This is a genomic window from Dictyobacter aurantiacus (genome assembly GCF_003967515.1).
Lineage (GTDB): Bacteria > Chloroflexota > Ktedonobacteria > Ktedonobacterales > Ktedonobacteraceae > Dictyobacter > Dictyobacter aurantiacus.
Window position 1 is genome coordinate 3,146,077 of record NZ_BIFQ01000001.1, and the last position, 17,642, is coordinate 3,163,718.

Annotated in this window: 10 protein-coding genes; 9 read left to right on the forward strand and 1 reads right to left on the reverse strand. The window is 53.7% G+C overall.

All coding sequences use genetic code 11. The annotated features are described in order from the left end of the window. The first annotated feature begins 405 nt into the window (after positions 1–405). The 4 genes from KTT_RS12720 (at position 406) to KTT_RS12735 (ending at position 8,047) form a co-directional block, all read left to right on the forward strand. Positions 406–2,757, forward strand: coding sequence for a hypothetical protein (locus tag KTT_RS12720; protein WP_126596330.1), 2,352 nt, complete (start codon positions 406–408; stop codon positions 2,755–2,757). Between the two features lie 187 nt (positions 2,758–2,944). Then, positions 2,945–3,865, forward strand: coding sequence for a DUF5996 family protein (locus tag KTT_RS12725; RefSeq protein ID WP_126596331.1), 921 nt, complete (start codon positions 2,945–2,947; stop codon positions 3,863–3,865). Between the two features lie 187 nt (positions 3,866–4,052). Next, positions 4,053–7,202, forward strand: a complete 3,150-nt coding sequence (locus KTT_RS12730) for a DEAD/DEAH box helicase (protein WP_126596332.1) — start codon at positions 4,053–4,055, stop codon at positions 7,200–7,202. 5 nt (positions 7,203–7,207) lie between these two features. Then, complete coding sequence (locus tag KTT_RS12735; RefSeq protein ID WP_126599580.1) at positions 7,208–8,047, forward strand: SWIM zinc finger family protein; 840 nt, start codon at positions 7,208–7,210, stop codon at positions 8,045–8,047. A 143-nt stretch (positions 8,048–8,190) separates the two neighbouring features. Here KTT_RS12735 and glmS read toward each other — a convergent pair whose 3' ends face one another. Beyond that, on the reverse strand, positions 8,191–10,059 hold the full coding sequence (glmS, locus tag KTT_RS12740; protein ID WP_126596333.1) for a glutamine--fructose-6-phosphate transaminase (isomerizing): 1,869 nt from the start codon (positions 10,057–10,059) through the stop codon (positions 8,191–8,193). A gap of 686 nt (positions 10,060–10,745) precedes the next feature. On the opposite strand from glmS, the gene KTT_RS37405 reads away from it, so the two are divergent. The 5 genes from KTT_RS37405 (at position 10,746) to KTT_RS12765 (ending at position 17,509) form a co-directional block, all read left to right on the forward strand. Then, positions 10,746–12,746 carry an ABC transporter ATP-binding protein gene (locus KTT_RS37405; protein WP_268904505.1) on the forward strand — a complete coding sequence of 667 codons (2,001 nt, stop codon included), beginning with the start codon at positions 10,746–10,748 and terminating at the stop codon, positions 12,744–12,746. 181 nt (positions 12,747–12,927) lie between these two features. Then, on the forward strand, positions 12,928–14,127 hold the full coding sequence (locus KTT_RS12750) for a WD40/YVTN/BNR-like repeat-containing protein (protein ID WP_126596335.1): 1,200 nt from the start codon (positions 12,928–12,930) through the stop codon (positions 14,125–14,127). A gap of 292 nt (positions 14,128–14,419) precedes the next feature. After that, a complete protein-coding gene (locus tag KTT_RS12755; RefSeq protein ID WP_126596336.1) occupies positions 14,420–14,857 on the forward strand; it encodes a hypothetical protein in 438 nt (145 codons plus the stop codon). 366 nt (positions 14,858–15,223) lie between these two features. Further along, on the forward strand, positions 15,224–16,849 hold the full coding sequence (locus KTT_RS12760; protein WP_126596337.1) for a double zinc ribbon and FHA domain-containing protein: 1,626 nt from the start codon (positions 15,224–15,226) through the stop codon (positions 16,847–16,849). Positions 16,850–17,086: 237 nt separating this feature from the next. After that, complete coding sequence (locus KTT_RS12765) at positions 17,087–17,509, forward strand: hypothetical protein (RefSeq protein ID WP_126596338.1); 423 nt, start codon at positions 17,087–17,089, stop codon at positions 17,507–17,509. Positions 17,510–17,642 lie beyond the last annotated feature (133 nt).

Here is a 17,642-nt window from a genome sequence, read left to right on the forward strand (position 1 = left end):
ACTGAGGCATGCCAGGCGTTCAATATGATACTAATTTGCTGTTTACATTAAGATATGAATTTCTATTATTTTGAATGCATGGTATATATATACTATTTTGCAGATATCATGCCTTTTTTTCTTTCTGCAAAAATCTTCTCTTTTTTTATTTGAAATAACTCCTTATGGAGATTAATGGTTCGCAGAACCAGGTGAACAATGAATACGATTTCGGGTCATGAACAAAAAACAACTCCAGACGAGTTGAGACCGCAAGCTCCACATCGACGTGGAAAAATTTTACTTTCTTCTGTTCTGGCACTGGTTGTATTAGTGGGTGCAATTTTTTCAATCAGTAGCGTTGTCACTCAGCACACACCTACCAAAGCTGCTTCCACCACAGGGCTCGTGGGTGATGTGGCGGCAATGCAAAAAGAGAACCAGCCGTACATCCATGCGATCCCTCCAACGCGAAAAAGTTTCCCGGCCAGAAACTTTGCCACGACAACCGCCGTGCCCGCTTTCAATAATGTTGGCATCAGCACCAGCAAGAACCTTTCAGCCGCGAATTTTGATGGCGCCAACCATAGTTATTCTTATGATGCTTTACTCTCCACCAACCTGGAGCCAGGGTTGCCATTCGTGTATGATGGACTCCAGTTCAACTGGCCAAATATCAATCATGTCGACTCGCCGACGTCTGCTGATAACTGGCAGGCCAATGGGCAGGTGTTGCCTCTGTCTCAGACAGGTACTGATGGACGGCTTGGTTTTATTGGCTCAGCCGCGAATGGTTCATATTATGGCAACCCCGTTATTACATTCAGCGATAATTCAACGCAGACTGTAGATCTGAACATGAGCGATTGGACACTCGGTGGAGGAACACAGCCTCTTGCCTATCGCAATAAAATTGTCTCTGCTATGTCCAAACGTGACGGCGCTGGTGGCGAACAGAATGTAAAGACCTATTTGTTTTACGACGTCATTTACTATGATGGTAGCAAAACACCGGTTAGCGTGACCCTACCAAAGTCTGCAGGCAATCGCCTTCACATCTTTGCCTATTCCAATACCTTTGCGCCAGATCCTGGATACAACAACGTTGGCATGAGTAACGATGCCTACACCACCCCGGGCAACTTTGATGGTGCTGGTAACAGCTATTCGAGCGCGGATATCAGCTGGGGAACGGGATATACCATTTACTCCGATCCCAACATTACTGGTGATAAATATGAAATGGCCTTTCAATGGCCAGATGTTTTGCCCGGTACACCCGATAACTATCAGGCAGATGGACAGACTATTCCGGTCACACCCGTTGCTGATGCCGCCAAAATCGGCTTTGTAGGAGCGGCCACCGGTGGTCCTTCCTACGGTGCTGGTTATATTAGCTATGACGATGGTACACGTCAGGCGTTTACTCTGGGTTTCAGCGATTGGACCCTGAACGCTTACACACATGCCCCGTCCTTTGGCAATCGTTATTTTGACGGTATGACCTATCGCAATACGCGTGGAGGTCAACAAAATACACGTGCCTTTTTATTCTATACCGATGTAGCTCTGTTGCCGGGCAAGACCGTCACAAGTGTCACACTTCCTGCCTCAACCAATCAAGGTAAGATCCATGTCTACTCAATCGCTACTGGTGTGGCTGGATTTTATGATAATGTAGGCGTTACCGCCGATAACAGTCCAGTGTTTGGCAATTTCGATGGGGCAGGGCACAGCTACTCAGGCGTAGCCATGAGCAATGCTGGCGTTACGTTTACAGCGCCGGGCGGCAGCAGTTCTATGCTTGTGAATGGTATTACTTTTAAACTAATGTATGGAGCAGGTGGATCTCCTGATAACTGGGTGGCACATGGTCAGGCGATCAGCGTCAATCCTATATATGGAATGTCAACTCTGGGATTTATCGGCTCAGCCGTTAATGGTAGCTCGACTGGTAAAGGGCTTATCACCTATACCGATGGCACGACACAGGAATATAGTCTGAGTTTCAGCGATTGGTGTGCTCCTACACCTCAGTATAATAATAGCGTTGTAGCAACCATGCCGTATCGTAATAGCCCTTATGGTACGCAAAGCGTTAAAAACCGCCTGTACTATACTGAGATTAGTGTACAAAGCGACAAGACTATCGCCAACGTTCAGTTACCTACAACCACTGGTGGTTTGATGCATATCTTCGCCGTAGCTGGACGGTCGGGTACCTATAACAATGTTGGTATTAGTAATCAGTACGCTACCAAACTGGGTAATTTTGATGGTGTTGGTAGCAGTTATGATGAGCACGCTCTGGCGCTTAATAATATTGCAAGCGGTCTGACTTATCAACATGGTGGCTTCAATTTCAGCTTTAGCGATTCAGGTCCAGGTTCTACCATTGCCGGTTGGCCTGACAACTATATCGCTAAAGGACAGACTCTCGATGTAACTATGCAGACTGTCTCTAATATGACCAGTATTGGTTTTATCCTTTCGGCGACCAATGGTGGGGCATCTGGAACCGCTACGCTCACCTATACCGATGGCACAACGCAAAATATCGTATTAGGAGCATCTGATTGGTGTGATAGTTCGACAGTAGCCAGGTATAACGTTTCTGTTGCGGCCTCTATGCCTTATCGCAATACACCTACTGGTCAGCAGAATGTGAAAAACTACCTCTACTTTAGTAGCTTTTCGATCAACTCAAGTAAGCGTGTGCAGACGGTAACATTGCCCAATGTTTACCAGCTACACATTTTCTCGATCGCCTTCAAATAAACTCGCAGATTGAAAAAGATCAGGCATCACTCCCATAGAAGTGATGCCTGATCTTTTTGTAGGTCAGGAGGGTATAATGGCCGGGTTAGAAAATATGATAGGATAAGAGCATATTGTGGGACAGTAGGTTAATATAGTTCTGCTTACACGTGGTATGTTCGTTTATGTGGGAGGAGATGATTACATCATGCAGAGCAAGACTTCTGTAAGTATGGTGAAGGAAAAGTGGCCGGCGTTACCATTTGAAGCCTGGAAAGAGACCTGCGAGACGCTGCACCTGTGGACGCAGATGGTGGGCAAGGTACGACTGGCGTTGAGTCCATACTGCAATCACTGGTGGCAGGTAGCTCTCTACGTCTCGGCGCGCGGCCTGACAACATCAACAATCCCCTACGGGCACGGCTGCTTTGAGATCAGCTTTGATTTTATTGATCACAAACTTCTGATCGCCACCGACGATGGTCGCAGCAGAACATTGTCTCTCTATTCGCGTTCGGTCGCAAATTTTTACCATGAATTCATGGCGTCCCTGCGCGCGCTCAATATTCAGGTTACCATTGATCCGCGCCCCTGTGAGATTGAGCATGCCATCCCCTTTGACCAGGACCTCAACCATGATACCTATGATCCGCTGTATGCGCAACGCTTCTGGCATATCCTGCAGCAGGTTGATCGGGTTATGAAAGAGTTTCGCGGTCGCTTCATCGGCAAATGCAGTCCGGTTCATTTCTTCTGGGGAAGTTTCGACCTGGCCGTGACCCGCTTCTCGGGCAGAAGGGCTCCCGAGAGGGAGGGAGCCGACCGCATTACGCGTGAGGCGTACTCACACGAGGTTATCAGCTGTGGTTTCTGGCCTGGCAGCACTGCCTCACCCCGGGCGGCCTTCTACGTTTACGCGGCCCCCGAACCGCCTAACCTGGGCAGCGCACCCATCAAGCCGGATAAAGCATTCCATAATGATGACCTGGCCGAATTCTTCTACCTCTACGACGACATGCGCCGGGCTCCAGATCCCGAGCAGGCATTGCTGGACTTTTTCCAGAGCACATACGAAGCCGCCGCCAACCTGGCCAACTGGAACCGCGCCGCGTTGGAGCGAAGTAGCTAGAAAAGCGCCCGCGAGGGGCGCACCTACGGGATATCCGACGGGGAAGCGCCCGCGAGGGGCGCACCTACGGGATATTCGACAATAGCGGTATGAATATGCTATGCTGTACGACAAAATTTTATCAAGACATGTGGTGAGCACGATTGATATAGTTTGATCATATTGTGGCTCATGGTGGGAGTATCGCATGCATATCATCCATGGTTTCTGGCTTCCTGACGATGCGCAGGAGTTCATGCAGGGTGGAAGTTTTTATCTCTGGGTTGAGACGGATACGGTGCAAGCTGTGGCGAAGTCGGGACCAGACACTGTTCATCCACGGCACCTGGCAAAGAATGCTCTGGAGACGTTTCTGGTGGAGAAGTTGGGCCTGCAAGAGCTTTTCCCTGGTACACTGGCGAATACCCTGTGCAGCCGCTACCTGTTGTTGCCAACCGTGGATAGCAGGCCCGTGCCCTCTTTTGAGCTGTTGCGCTACGTCGAAGAGGAAGAGCCACTCGAATTTGAGCTCAAGCCCTGGCCGATCTGTTGCTACCGGGTGACGGAGATCATTACTACCCTGAACGCTATTCATTTCAAGGCGCTCAATGGGGCTGAAGATTTCCAATTGGGGACGGATCTCCTGTTCTGGCAGCAATATACCCAGGCCCTCAAAGCGATCATCGCCAAAGACCAGTATATTCCGGCTTTAAAGTACCAGGCACTTGAGACGGTGGGGGAGAAGGGGAAGAGCGGCAAAAAAGCGACCCGTTTCACGCTACATCCAGCCTGGGAGTTGATTTCAGATAGTTATGAGACGAGCATCCAGCGCTACCTGGCCGCCATGCCGGGGGCGTGTGTGGCCGGAGCCCATAGTCCAGAGAGCGCGGCCCTCTTCGACAAAGAAGCGTTGTTGCGCCATTTCTCTGAATGCCTGCTCCACACCATTGTCACAGGCACCCCTTTCACCGGTACCTTTGATCACCAGATCGCTGACACGCTGCTCTACCGGTGCATTTATCCCTACCGTCCCACACCTACTCAAGAACGCGCCGAGGCACTGCAGGAGTATAAGGGCTGGCTCGCCTGGCGCAATAATCTGACGCAGGCACATACGGGGGCCGGATTCACGCTTTGCTTGCGCTTAGAGGAGGCGAGTGCCGGGGATGTTGATAGCTGGCACATGCATTTTCTGGTTGCATCCAGGCGCGATCCTTCCCATCAATTGAGTCTGTTCGATTACTGGGAAATGGAGCCTGGAGCGCGCGCCGAGGCGGTACGCTCCTTTGGTGACGACTTTGAAAAGAATCTTTTATTGTCCCTGGGCTATGCCGCGCGCATCTATCCACTGATCTGGAAGGGTATGAGCACAGATAAGCCGATCGGCTTCCATCTCAGGCTTGAAGAAGCATTTACCTTCTTGAAAGAGGGGGCCTGGGTACTGGAGGATGCTGGCTATATCGTGATCGTTCCCTCCTGGTGGACGCCTGAGGGCAGGCGGCGCAGCAAGGTTCGTCTCAAGACATCACTGCGTTCATCTAAAGGATCTACAGCGGCGCCTGGAGGCGATCATTTCAATCTTACGAAAATCGTTGACTATAACTATCAACTCTCGATTGGCGGACAGGTTGTCTCAGAAGAAGAATGGCGCCAGCTGGTTAACTCCAAATCGCCGCTGGTCATGTTTCGTGGTCAGTGGATGGAGCTTGACCGTGAAAAGATGCAGCAGATGCTCGAATTCTGGCAGAAGCACAAGAACGAATCCACCGAGATCTCACTGATGGATCTGATCAAGCTGGGCGCCGAAGGAGGCGATGATCTGGAATGGGAGTACGACCAGGACCTGCAGGACATGCTGTCACAGCTTGACGATAAAAACGCCATCACCCCCATTGATGATCCCGTGGCACTGCAGGGGAACCTGCGTGAGTACCAGAAGCGCGGCGTCGCCTGGCTCCACTATCTTGAGAGCCTGGGGCTGAATCCCTGCCTGGCCGACGACATGGGATTGGGCAAGACCCTGCAGGTGATTGCCCGTCTGCTCAAGGAGCGCGAGGCGAGCGAGTCCGTCGGGCCGACGCTGATCATCGCCCCCACCTCGGTGCTGGGCAACTGGCGCAAAGAGATTGAGCGCTTTGCACCTCAATTGAAGGTGCTGGTACACCAGGGCGGCACGCGTCCCAAAGAGAAGAAGGCATTTCTGGAGCTGTATCAAGGACAGGACGTGATTTTAACCTCGTTTGCCCTGGCGCGACTGGACGAAAAGCTATTGCAGAGTATCGACTGGCATCGCGTCGTGGTCGACGAGGCCCAGAACATCAAGAATCCACAGGCGGCGCAGACGCGCGCCATCCTCAAGCTGGACGCCATCCATCGGCTGGCTCTGACCGGCACCCCGGTCGAGAATCGCCTGCGCGACCTCTGGTCTATCTTCAACTTCCTCAATCCCGGCTACCTGGGTAAGGAAGCGCAGTTTCGCAAAAACTTTGAGCTGCCGATCTATAAAGATAACAACGCGCTGCAGTCGACGACCCTCAAAAAGCTGGTCGAACCATTTATCCTGCGGCGCGTCAAGACCGACAAGCGCATCATCAACGACCTGCCGGACAAGGTTGAGCAGAAGATGTACTGCACCCTCTCGGCCGAGCAGGCCTCGCTGTACGAGGCGGTGGTCAAAGACGTAATGGAGCAGCTGGACGAGGCCGAGGGCATACAGCGCAAGGGCATTATCCTGGCCACCCTGCTCAAGCTCAAGCAGATCTGTAACCATCCCATGCAGTTTTTGCAGGATGGCAGCGCCTTCACCACCGAGCGCTCCCACAAGCTGCAGCGACTGACCGAAATGGTGGAAGAGGTCATCGAGAGTGGGGAGAGCGCGCTGATCTTTACCCAGTTTACAGAGATTGGTGACGCACTGCAGCGCTACCTTGAGCACAAGAAATACTACAATACGTATTATCTACATGGTGGGACCAATGTCGCCAGGCGCGAAAGGATGGTAAGCGAATTTCAAGATCCGGCGACCGAGCCATCCCTTTTCATCCTCTCGCTACGCGCGGGTGGCGTCGGCCTCAACCTCACCAAGGCCAACCATGTTTTTCACTTTGACCGCTGGTGGAATCCATCCGTTGAAGACCAGGCCACCGATCGTGCTTTTCGCATCGGTCAGCGCAAAAACGTCTTCGTACACAAATTTATCGCCATGGGGACCATGGAGGAGCGCATCGACGCCATGATTGAAGATAAGAAGCGGCTCTCCTCGCTGGTCGTGGGGAGCGACGAATCCTGGTTGACGGAACTGGATAATAACACATTTAAAGAGCTAATTGAGCTGCGGCGCAGCGCGATCGTGGAGTAGGAATGATGACACAGTTTAGCCGTACATGGTGGGGCCAGCGCTTCATCCAGGCCCTCGAACAATTTACCGACACTGGCCGCCTCAGTCGTGGACGCTCATACGCCACCAACGGCCGCATCATCAACTATAAGATCGACCGCAGCACTGTCCAGGCCAGAGTGCGCGGCTCCATCAATCCCTACTTTGGCGTCTTTGAGGAACCCACCTACAAGACCTCGATCATTCTGAGATCCATCAATGCTAGAGATTGGAGCAAGGTGATCCAGAACATCGCCAGCCGGGCCGACCTGCTCACCAAACTGCTGATGAACGAGATGCCTGACACCATCGAGGATGCTTTCATCGAGCAGGGTTTGCACCTGCTGCCGCACAGCGCCCGCGACTTCGAGACCGACTGCTCATGTCCCGACTACGCCAATCCCTGCAAGCACATCGCCGGCGTCTACTATCTGCTGGCATCCGCCCTGGACAAAGATCCCTTCCTCATGTTCACCCTGCGTGGGTTACCGCGTGAAGAACTGCAGGCCGAACTGGCCAAAACCCCACTGGGAGCGACCCTGGCCTCCGCGTTAACCACCAGCGAACCCAAAGTCCAGCCCGTGGCATCCTACTACACCCATCCAACCACGCAACCCCAACAGATCGCCAGCCACAAAGAGTTCTGGACCGGCGCGACGCGCCTGCCAGCGCCCCAGCAGACGGTGGCCGCGCAGCCGGCCGTTTCCGCCCTCCTGATCAAAAAGCAGGGCGACTATCCCGCTTTCTGGCACAAAAACGCCTCCTTCATCGGCACTATGGAAGAGTTCTACGAACGCGTCCGCACCAAAAACAAACAGATGAAGTAGGAGCCTTTATTTGCTATATGGGGATAAGGGTGCAGCCCTTATCCCCATATAGCAAATAGGTTCCATTAAGCAAACTGGTATGGAGTTGCAGATAGTTGAAAATGCCCGTGGTCATAGAAATATGACCACGGGTATCCCGTTTCCTATTCCACAGTTACGGATTTGGCGAGGTTGCGGGGCTGGTCGACGTTGCAGCCACGGGCGACGGCTACGTGGTAGGCGAAGAGCTGCAGGGGGACCGATGCCAGCAGGGGACTGAAGATTTCGAGCGTGGCCGGGACGTACATAATGTCGTCGGCGTGCTGGCGAATGTTTTCGTCTCCTTCGGTGGCGACGACGATGATGTGGGCGTCGCGCGCGCGTACCTCCTGAATGTTGCTGACCACTTTCTCATAGACATGGGAGGTGGTGGCGATACCAACCAGGGGCGTCTCGGGATCGAGCAGGGCGATGGAGCCATGCTTGAGCTCTCCGGCCGGGAAGCCTTCGGCGTGGATGTAGGAGATCTCTTTGAGCTTCAAGGCGCCTTCGAGAGCGGTTGGATAGCCGACGCCACGGCCAATGAACATCATGCTGTTGACCGAGGCCATGCGCTTTGCCAGTGGTTCAATGATATCGCCTTTGCTGTTGGCGTGGTCAAGAATGTGCTGGATCTGATCGGGGAGCTGATCCATGGCGGTCAGGAATTCGCGCATCTGCTCCGGCTGGATGCGGTCACGCGACTGACCCAGGTAGAGTCCCAGCATGTAGAGGACGGCGACCGAGCTAACGAAGGTCTTAGTGGCGACCACGCCGATCTCGGGTCCGGCCTGCAGGTAGAGGACCGCGTCGGCCAGGCGGGTAATGGCGCTGGAGACGATGTTGGTGACGGCGATCACCGGCGCGCCATGCTCGCGGGCCTGGCGAATACCGACCAGCGTATCGGCGGTCTCACCGGATTGGGTGACGGCGATACACAGGGTCTCTGGTCCCACAATGGGATCGCAGTAGCGGAACTCGGCGGCCGTAATAGTCTCGACCGGGATGCGCGCCCACTTCTCGATGGCGTACTTGGCGATCATACCGGCGTGATAGGAGGTGCCGCAGGCCACGACCAGGATGCGCTGGATGTTATTGAGCAGTCCCGCGTGCTCCATGCGCTCAAGCTCGGGCAGATGGAGCTGGCCATCGCGGCTGCGGCCGGTCAAGGCACGGCGCAGAGCCTCTGGCTGCTCGTTGATCTCTTTGATCACGAAGTGGGGATAGCCGCCCTTCTCGGCCGCCTCGATATCCCAGTCGATAGACATCGGTGCGCGCTCGATCGGCGTTCCATGCAGAGTCGTCAATTTAACGCCCTCGGGACGCAGCTCGGCAACCTCGCCCTCTTCGAGGATGAGGATGTTGCGCGTATGTTTGAGGATAGCGGGGATGTCGGAGGCCAGGAACTGCTCGTTTTCGCCCAGGCCAACGATCAAGGGACCGGCGCAGCGGGCGCCGACCAGCAGGTCTGGATGTTCGCGGCTGACCACACCGATGGAGTAGGCGCCGGTTACGTGCTGCAAGGCGGTGCGTACCGCCAGCACCAGATCGTGATTGGCGGGCCCGAAGTATTCACGCTCGATCAGGTGGGCTAGCACCTCGCTATCGGTCTCGGACTGGAAGACGTGGCCATCCTGCTGGAGCTCGCGACGCAGTTCGGCATAGTTCTCGATGATGCCGTTGTGTACAACGGTCAGGCTACCGCTGCAATCGGGATGGGGATGGGCATTAGTATCGTTTGGTCGCCCATGGGTGGCCCAGCGTGTATGACCGATACCCAGCGTGCTATCGCCGGGTCGGGAACCATTTTCAACGGTCGCAACGAGGTTCGCGATCTTGCCAGCCTGGCGATGGAGATCAATCGTACCGGTGGAGTTTAGAACGGCGATACCGGCGGAATCGTATCCGCGATATTCGAGTTTGGAGAGGCCATCAAGCAATATGGAAGTGACATCGATCTCTTTTGAGCCGACGTAGCCTATGATACCGCACATGGTGTCGGGTACCTTTCTATGTTGTATGTAATAAAACGCAATTGTTCTACTACACCACTGAGAACGGTTTGTCCTGACCGTTACCGGCAGGCGTTGTGTGTTCTCTTCTCAGGGACGTGATCATCCCTGGAGGCTCCCCGCTGACAGGTTCCGAACAGCCTCCTCCTCGTCAACCGGACTCCCTCCTCTAGTCCGGCCCATGCGCTACTAATAACAATGACATATCAAAATGCATTTAGTCATGCAGTTCAGAGTATACCACGGCTGTGGTGAAGATACGGTGTTTGCCTGGTTAAGGTCCTATGCGCATAGTACAAATGGTTTGGTATTGCCTTAACAGACCGCATCCAATCATCTATGGGGCCAGGTACATCTATATCTATAACGACGGAGATAGTGTTATTTTCTCCATCAGAAATATTATGGTATGCCGAGGGAGAAATCGGCACAAAGTGACCGCAAGGGTCAAAGCTGGGGCAAGCCCAGCACCTACTGGTAAAATCGACAGGGTGAAAAACCGTCTTGTTGGACAGTGTGTTGAGCGCGAAAATCTACTATACTTTCTGATAGAAGAATTTAAAATGAGTAGACTTCGGACTTTGTGCGCAAAGTTACAAAGCAATTAAGAAGAAAGTTTCTTGTTGGGAGAGTAATCAGGTATGGGTTTTCATCGCATGGGAGGGGGGATGTCCTCCTATTTAGAGGAGCAGAAGCTGCGGGGCCGGAAGACCGATGCACGCACGGTCAGGCGCGTCGCAGCTTCGTTTACGCCGTATAAATGGCAGGTCCTCTTCGTTTTAATCGCCATTATTCTGACCACTGTATTGGGTTTGATCAATCCTTTGTTGATCGCGCGCATCTTTGATGACGCGATCGCCAAAGGAAATATGAGGCTGCTGATCATTTACGTGATAATTATGATCGTCACCCCGGTTGTCACTGGCTTGATCGGCGTCTGGCAATCCTATCTCAACAATATTATCGGGCAGCGTGTGATGCGCGACTTCCGCAACCGCCTCTATGAGCATCTACAGAGCATGTCGCTGCGTTTTTTCACCGCCACACGCACTGGCGAAATCCAGTCACGGCTCTCCAATGATGTCAACGGCGTGCAATCGGTGGTCACCAATACCGCCACCAGCATCGTTTCGAATATATCGACCGTTATCAGCACCATCATCGCCATGCTGGTGCTCAGTCCCATCTTGACGCTTATCTCATTGGGACTGTTGCCCATCTTCCTCTGGATCACCGTCAAAGTTGGCGCGATCCGGCGTACCACCAGTAAAGAGACCCAGCAGACCATGGCCTCTCTGACCGCCATGATGCAGGAGACCCTCTCGGTCAGCGGTATCTTGCTGATGAAGACCTTTGGACGCCAGAAGTACGCACAAAAGCTGTTTGAGGACGAGAACCAGAAGCTTACCGACCTGGAAGTGCGCCAGCAGATGATTGGACGCTGGTTCTTTATGTCGATCAACATCTTTTTTTCGATTATCCCGGCCGTTGTCTATCTGGTGGCGGGCTCGCAGATCATCTCGCATAGCGATCCCTTTATGACCTTTGGTAAGATCGTAGCCTTCACCACCCTGCAGAGCCGCATCTTCTTCCCGATCGGCCAGCTCCTAACGGTCCAGGTTGAGGTGCAAGGTTCTCTGGCCCTGTTCGACCGTATATTCGAGTACCTGGATATCCCGATTGAGATCAAAGACAAGCCCAATGCCCTGCACCTGACGGCCGAGGAGTCCCGTGGACGCGTCACCTTCAAGAATGTTTCCTTCACTTACAAGAAGGATATACCGGATGTATTGATTCCCCTGCCCGAGGCGGCCAAAAATAAAAATAACGGCAACGGCAAACGCGGTTTATTCTCTCTGCGCCGTATGCCAGTAGAGGTTGTACCGGCACCGGCCAATGGCAGGGATGGGAGCAACGGCAAGAACGGTATCCATGAAAGTGTGGAGGAGGAAGCACCGCGCCAGACGCTGCACGACGTCTCTTTCGAGATTCAGCCGGGCCAGCTGGCCGCGCTGGTCGGACCCAGTGGTTCCGGCAAGACGACCATGACCTATATGGTGCCCCGGCTCTATGATGTTGATGAGGGTGCGGTAGAGATCGATGGTCACAACGTCAAGGATATCTCCCTGGCCTCGCTTGGCGAGCTTATCGGCGTGGTGACGCAGGAGACCTACCTGCTCCACTCTTCGGTACGCGATAATCTATTGTATGCGCGCGCCGACGCGACCGAGGAGGAGATGATCGCGGCCACCAAAGCCGCCGCTATCCACGATCGCATCATGGAGCTCGCCGATGGTTATGACACCATCGTGGGCGAGCGTGGCTACCGTCTCTCAGGTGGTGAGAAGCAGCGCATCGCCATCGCCCGCGTCATCCTCAAAAATCCACGTATCCTGATCCTTGACGAGGCGACTAGCGCCCTCGACACCCACTCCGAGCGCTTGATTCAGGCCGCGCTGGAGCCATTGATGAAGGGGCGTACCACTCTGGCTATCGCCCACCGTCTCTCCACCATCCTTTCAGCTGATGTTATCCTGGTGGTTGATAAAGGAGAGATCGTTGAGCGTGGTACGCATGAAGAACTGCTGGAAAAGGGTGGTGTATACGCGCGCCTCTACAACGAGCAGTTTGGCGGAGCCATCCTCAATGAAGAAGAGACGATTGTCTGAGGATACGTTTGTTTTCAAGGAGTTGGTGTAACACAACAGGTGGGCGCGGATGCGCCCACCTGTTGTGTTACACCAACTCCTTGAAAATCCAGGCGTTGTAATTATGTGCGATGGCACATACAATACGAAGAAGCTATCTGTTATTTTCTATGCTAATATATACTTTTAGAGGATTTGACATATGTATACTTCGCGCTATCGTAAACGCGGACCCGCCAGAATCCGGCGTCTGTGGCTGCTATTTTCGGCGGCTCTGCTGGCTATCTGCCTGCTGACGCTGGCCGGCTGTGGAGCTTCGGATGGTCAGAACACCAATGACAATTCGGTGGTGGTATTGCCTACTCCAACGCCGGGACCCAGCCAGGCAGTCTCACTGCAAGCTATCCATATGATCGACGATAAAACCGGCTGGGCTGTCACCCAGGACGGACACGTATTGCATACCACGCAGGGGACGGCTCAGTGGAAGGATATCACACCGAGTGCTGGCGCGCCACAACCGACCTTTAGCAACGCGACCTTCCTGGATGCTCAGAACGCCTGGATTGCCGGACAGGTCAATGACAAAATCTCCATCTGGCGCACGTATACCGGGGGCGATCTCTGGTTAGAATCCCCTCTACCCGTATCGGGCCAGGGAGTTGTGAATATTAATTTCATTGACCCAATGCATGGCTGGCTGCTTCTTAAAAGCGGCTCTAACAAGCCCACGGATGAGCCGGTGAATGTATTTTCAACAACCGATGGTGGCAACAACTGGTACCAGTTAGATAATCCCAACCAGTCGAACGGCTCCAGACTCAACACCTTGCCTGCCAATATCGAAAAAACAGGCATCAGCTTTGGAACCACCACACAGGGCTGGGTGACTGGATATAGCGCCGAGCAGAATACGCCGATCCTCTATACCAGCACGGATGCAGGCTATACCTGGACCACCCAGACCTTGAAGCTACCCGGGAAGAGCGCTATCCGTACGTTTCCACCGGTCTTTTTCAGCCAGAACGATGGTATCCTGCCTGCGCAGATAATGGACAACAGTCACGCGGTCGTCATCTACACTACCCATGATGGCGGAAAAACCTGGAGTGATAATCCCGCTTCCTCTAGCATCACCACGACGGTCAGTTTTACGGATGCCAGCCATGGCTGGGCTGCGGGCAGTGACGGGAACACTATCTACAGCACTAGCGATGGCGGTAAGAGCTGGAATCGAGATGCGCCATTAGGGAAGGGTGTGGACAAAATCGCGGCTCTGCAATTTATATCGACCAGCAACGGCTGGGTGATCGGCAGCGCAAAAGATGGGAGTGCCCAGCTCTATCAGAGCACTGACGGCGGCAAACGCTGGGCTACTATTAAAACCAGTGCCACTTCCTGATAAGCCTGCATTCTCCATGCAGGCGTCCCCATCTTTTTATGCTGGTGCATCGGGTGCGCATCCGCGCACCCGATGCACCAGCATAAAAAACAGCGCGGCTGCGTAGCGGACGTGCGTGTGGGGGCGCACACCAGCTCTCAGGGGTGATGGGCGTAAGACCCACTTCACCAGAAAGTTGGATACACATCCAACTTTCTGGCAGGAAAAGCGTAGATACATACGGAACTATCTCTAAACACCATCTAACGCATACTTTATACAAAAGGCAATAAATATATTGGAGGGTTAAGTCATGGATGCACGTTTCTACAATCTACGCGATCAGGAAATCAATATTGAAACACTGGCAAATAATCTGGTGAACGCTTATCAATCTCAAGGATATACAGCGCAATATATAGGTAATGGCGATCATGTGCTGGTGCAGTTTAAGAAGGGCAGCGACTTCGAGGCCTTCATAGGTCTGCAGGCGGCACTCTCACTTTCTCTGCAGCGCACCAATGGTGGTATCATGGCGACCATTGGACAGCAGAAGTGGATCGATAAAATGGCGGTGGGCGCCGCCGCCGTCTTTGTTCCAGCGCTGTTCCCCTTGCTGCTTACCGCTGGCTTCGGCGCTTTCCGCCAGTTTAACCTGGCCGGACAGATCTTCTCCATGCTGGATGGACTGGTGCGTCAGCAGTATCCAGACGTACAGATCAATCCAACCGCCCAGGCAAGTGCCTTCTAAGCAATCTGCAGGTAGATATCTCTTCAGGAGTTTAGAGGATGTTGGTGCGCCCGCGGGCGCACCAACATCCTCTAAACTCCTGAAGAGACGTGAAGATACACCTTTTTGTCGGGTAAAAAACGCTAATAGGAGTATGGTATAATCTATCGGGAAGAGGGCAAAGTTACTTTTTTATTGTTTAACTCTCAGCCACCACATACGTAGATAAGAGTAGATGGCTGGCACAGGTAGAGTGTTGCCTGTGCATGAACTGAAGCCAGAGAGCACGTCGTATGCGAACAATGCACCAGCCACCAGGTGGTTGTATCTATACGATACATACATGAAGCAAGCAGATAAAAATCAAGCTACGTTGGAGGATAACGGATGGATGCCCGCTTTTACAATTCAGATGATATAGACGTGGAGCGATTAGCTAGTGACATCTCCAATGTCTATATTGCCCAGGGCTATCAAGCGCAGCATTTTGGCAATCGAGATCAGATGTTGATTCAGTTAAAAAAAGGCGGCGATTTCGAGGCGATTATTGGTATGCAGGCGGCAATCTCGCTGACCATCCAGCGTACGGCGGGTGGTATTCTGGCGATGATCGGTCGGCAGCGCTGGGTTGATAAAGCAGCCGTTGGCGCGGTTGGACTGGTCGCGTTTCCGGTTCTATGGCCGCTGGCATTGACCGCCGGCGCCGGAGCATGGCGCCAGGCCAGTCTGGGAAATCAGGTGTTAAATATCGTGGATGGTCTCGTACGCCAGCAGCGCCCGGGCATCCAGGCGGGCCCCATCCCGACCTACCTTATACCGCAGATGCAGCAGCAATGGGGACAGCCCAACCAGCCACAGCAGCAGATCCCCTATTATATTCCTTCAAACACGGTTGTCGAGGAGGCGCCACAGCCGTTGTTGCAGTCTCCACAGATGGCCCCACCGGCCACGCCAGCAGGCCTGCGCTGCCCGCAGTGTAATACACCTTATGAGCCGGGAGACACCTTCTGTTCGGGCTGTGGACGCGCCCTGACCGCTCCCAAACTCTACTGCTCTAACTGCAACTCGGAGTTGAAAGCGGGCACCTCGTTCTGCCCAAAATGTGGAGCCTCGACCTTCAAAACCGCTCCGGCTTCCCAGTCATCGATCCCGCAGCGTGGTTCGGCGCCACAGGCGCCGACCTATACGCCACCGGCCGCGCCGCAGACGCCGGTTTATCAGCCACCGACACCACCAGTAGCGCCGTCGAGGCCAACTTATACACCACCGGCCGCCGCGCAGCCACCAACTCCGACCTATACACCGCCTCCGGCACCTGCGTATACGCCGCCGCAGACTCAGACGCCTGCGTCGCCGCCGCAGCCACAGGTCTACTATACGCCATCCAGCCAGCAGTCGACTGAAGCCCAGCCAAAGCCACAGCGACCACCTGAGCAATACTATGTGCCGCCGACGACCCAGGAGCCAGCCGTCAAGCCGCAGCCGAAGGTAACGATGGTGCCCAGCACGCCTCATCAGACGCCGCCGCCTCCACAGCCACGGCCTCAGAAGCAGTACTACATCCCATCCAATCCGGATGTTTTGAAGGCGCAGCAGGATGTCGCGACACAATCTACTATGCCCAGCACGGCTTCACAGGCTATCGGATCCCAACCGACGCTGCCAGCACAGGCGTCTCGCCAATCCACCGGGCCGTGGGGGACGCTGACGTTTGGTAATAGTGGACAGCAGATCCAACTGAGCGGCGAACGAGCGGCGGTTGGACGCTATGACCATGATCTGGGTGGTGTGCAACCGGAAGTTGACCTGAGCAAATTTGATGGCGCGGATACCGTCTCGCGTCTCCACGCGGTCATCGAGCGTAGCGGGAACAGCTACACACTTACTGATCTGAATAGCACCAACTCTACGCGCATCAATGGCAAGCGCCTGGAGCCAGATACTCCCACGCCTATCAACGATGGGGACACGCTCCAGTTCGGCAAGATAACCAGCACCTTCCAAAAGATGTGAGGGTGTCAGACACACTTTTTACGGGGGGCGCTCACGCCCCCCGCACAGGCGGCCGCTCACGCGGCCGCCTGTATTTTTTAGAGGTGGTGCAACACGGCGGGTGGGTGCGGATGCACCCACCCGCCGTGTTGCACCACCTCTAAGGATATCTTTATACATTGAAGAAGTATGATATGCTTAAAGGGTCGGGAAATGGGAACAATTTCTGAACTTCCACTGTAAAGGATAAGGGGCGACATGGATGTTTTTGCTGATCCCTGGACACATCAGCTCTTTTATTTTACTGCCGGGGCTGCCGTTATTATTTCAATTGTGCTGGCGGTTGTTTTTGGTTTGTTGCGCATACGCAAGCTGCGTTTGCTGGCTGAGAAGAGGCCTGCTGAAGCACGAGATTACAATGCATGGCTGATCTTGCTCAATTATATTGTTTACGCTCTGCCGGCTTTTATTTGCTCATTTTTGTTAGGGTGCGTGCCCTTGACGACGTCGTTCTACGTTGGTTCTCTGATAGGTCAAAGGCCATTTTCGCTGTTACCATTGATTACAGGTGGTACCGTCGTTGGTCTGGGTGTGGCATGCTATGTGACAACGAAATTTCTGTATGGCAAGATGACGTTTGAAGATAGCCTTCTCTCCTCGATCGTCAGCGAGACTCGTTAAGCAAGTCGGAGTTCGGGAAGAGGGGTCGCTGCGCTCCCGGTCGCGGCAAGCCCGACACCTATGGCGGGGACGTATGGTCTTGACATTTGGATTGGGAATCGATAGACTGATGTAAACAAGATGTATACTGGCC

What these genes read in the sequence shown, in the direction of transcription:
- KTT_RS12730 (WP_126596332.1), top strand. Translation starts at nt 4,053, where the DNA reads ATGCATATCATCCATGGTTTCTGGCTTCCTGACGATGCGCAGGAGTTC.
- KTT_RS12720 (WP_126596330.1), top strand. Translation starts at nt 406, where the DNA reads ATGCAAAAAGAGAACCAGCCGTACATCCATGCGATCCCTCCAACGCGA.
- KTT_RS12765 (WP_126596338.1), top strand. Translation starts at nt 17,087, where the DNA reads ATGGATGTTTTTGCTGATCCCTGGACACATCAGCTCTTTTATTTTACT.
- KTT_RS12760 (WP_126596337.1), top strand. Translation starts at nt 15,224, where the DNA reads ATGGATGCCCGCTTTTACAATTCAGATGATATAGACGTGGAGCGATTA.
- KTT_RS37405 (WP_268904505.1), top strand. Translation starts at nt 10,746, where the DNA reads ATGTCCTCCTATTTAGAGGAGCAGAAGCTGCGGGGCCGGAAGACCGAT.
- glmS (WP_126596333.1), bottom strand. Translation starts at nt 10,059, where the DNA reads ATGTGCGGTATCATAGGCTACGTCGGCTCAAAAGAGATCGATGTCACT.
- KTT_RS12735 (WP_126599580.1), top strand. Translation starts at nt 7,208, where the DNA reads ATGACACAGTTTAGCCGTACATGGTGGGGCCAGCGCTTCATCCAGGCC.
- KTT_RS12750 (WP_126596335.1), top strand. Translation starts at nt 12,928, where the DNA reads ATGTATACTTCGCGCTATCGTAAACGCGGACCCGCCAGAATCCGGCGT.
- KTT_RS12755 (WP_126596336.1), top strand. Translation starts at nt 14,420, where the DNA reads ATGGATGCACGTTTCTACAATCTACGCGATCAGGAAATCAATATTGAA.
- KTT_RS12725 (WP_126596331.1), top strand. Translation starts at nt 2,945, where the DNA reads ATGCAGAGCAAGACTTCTGTAAGTATGGTGAAGGAAAAGTGGCCGGCG.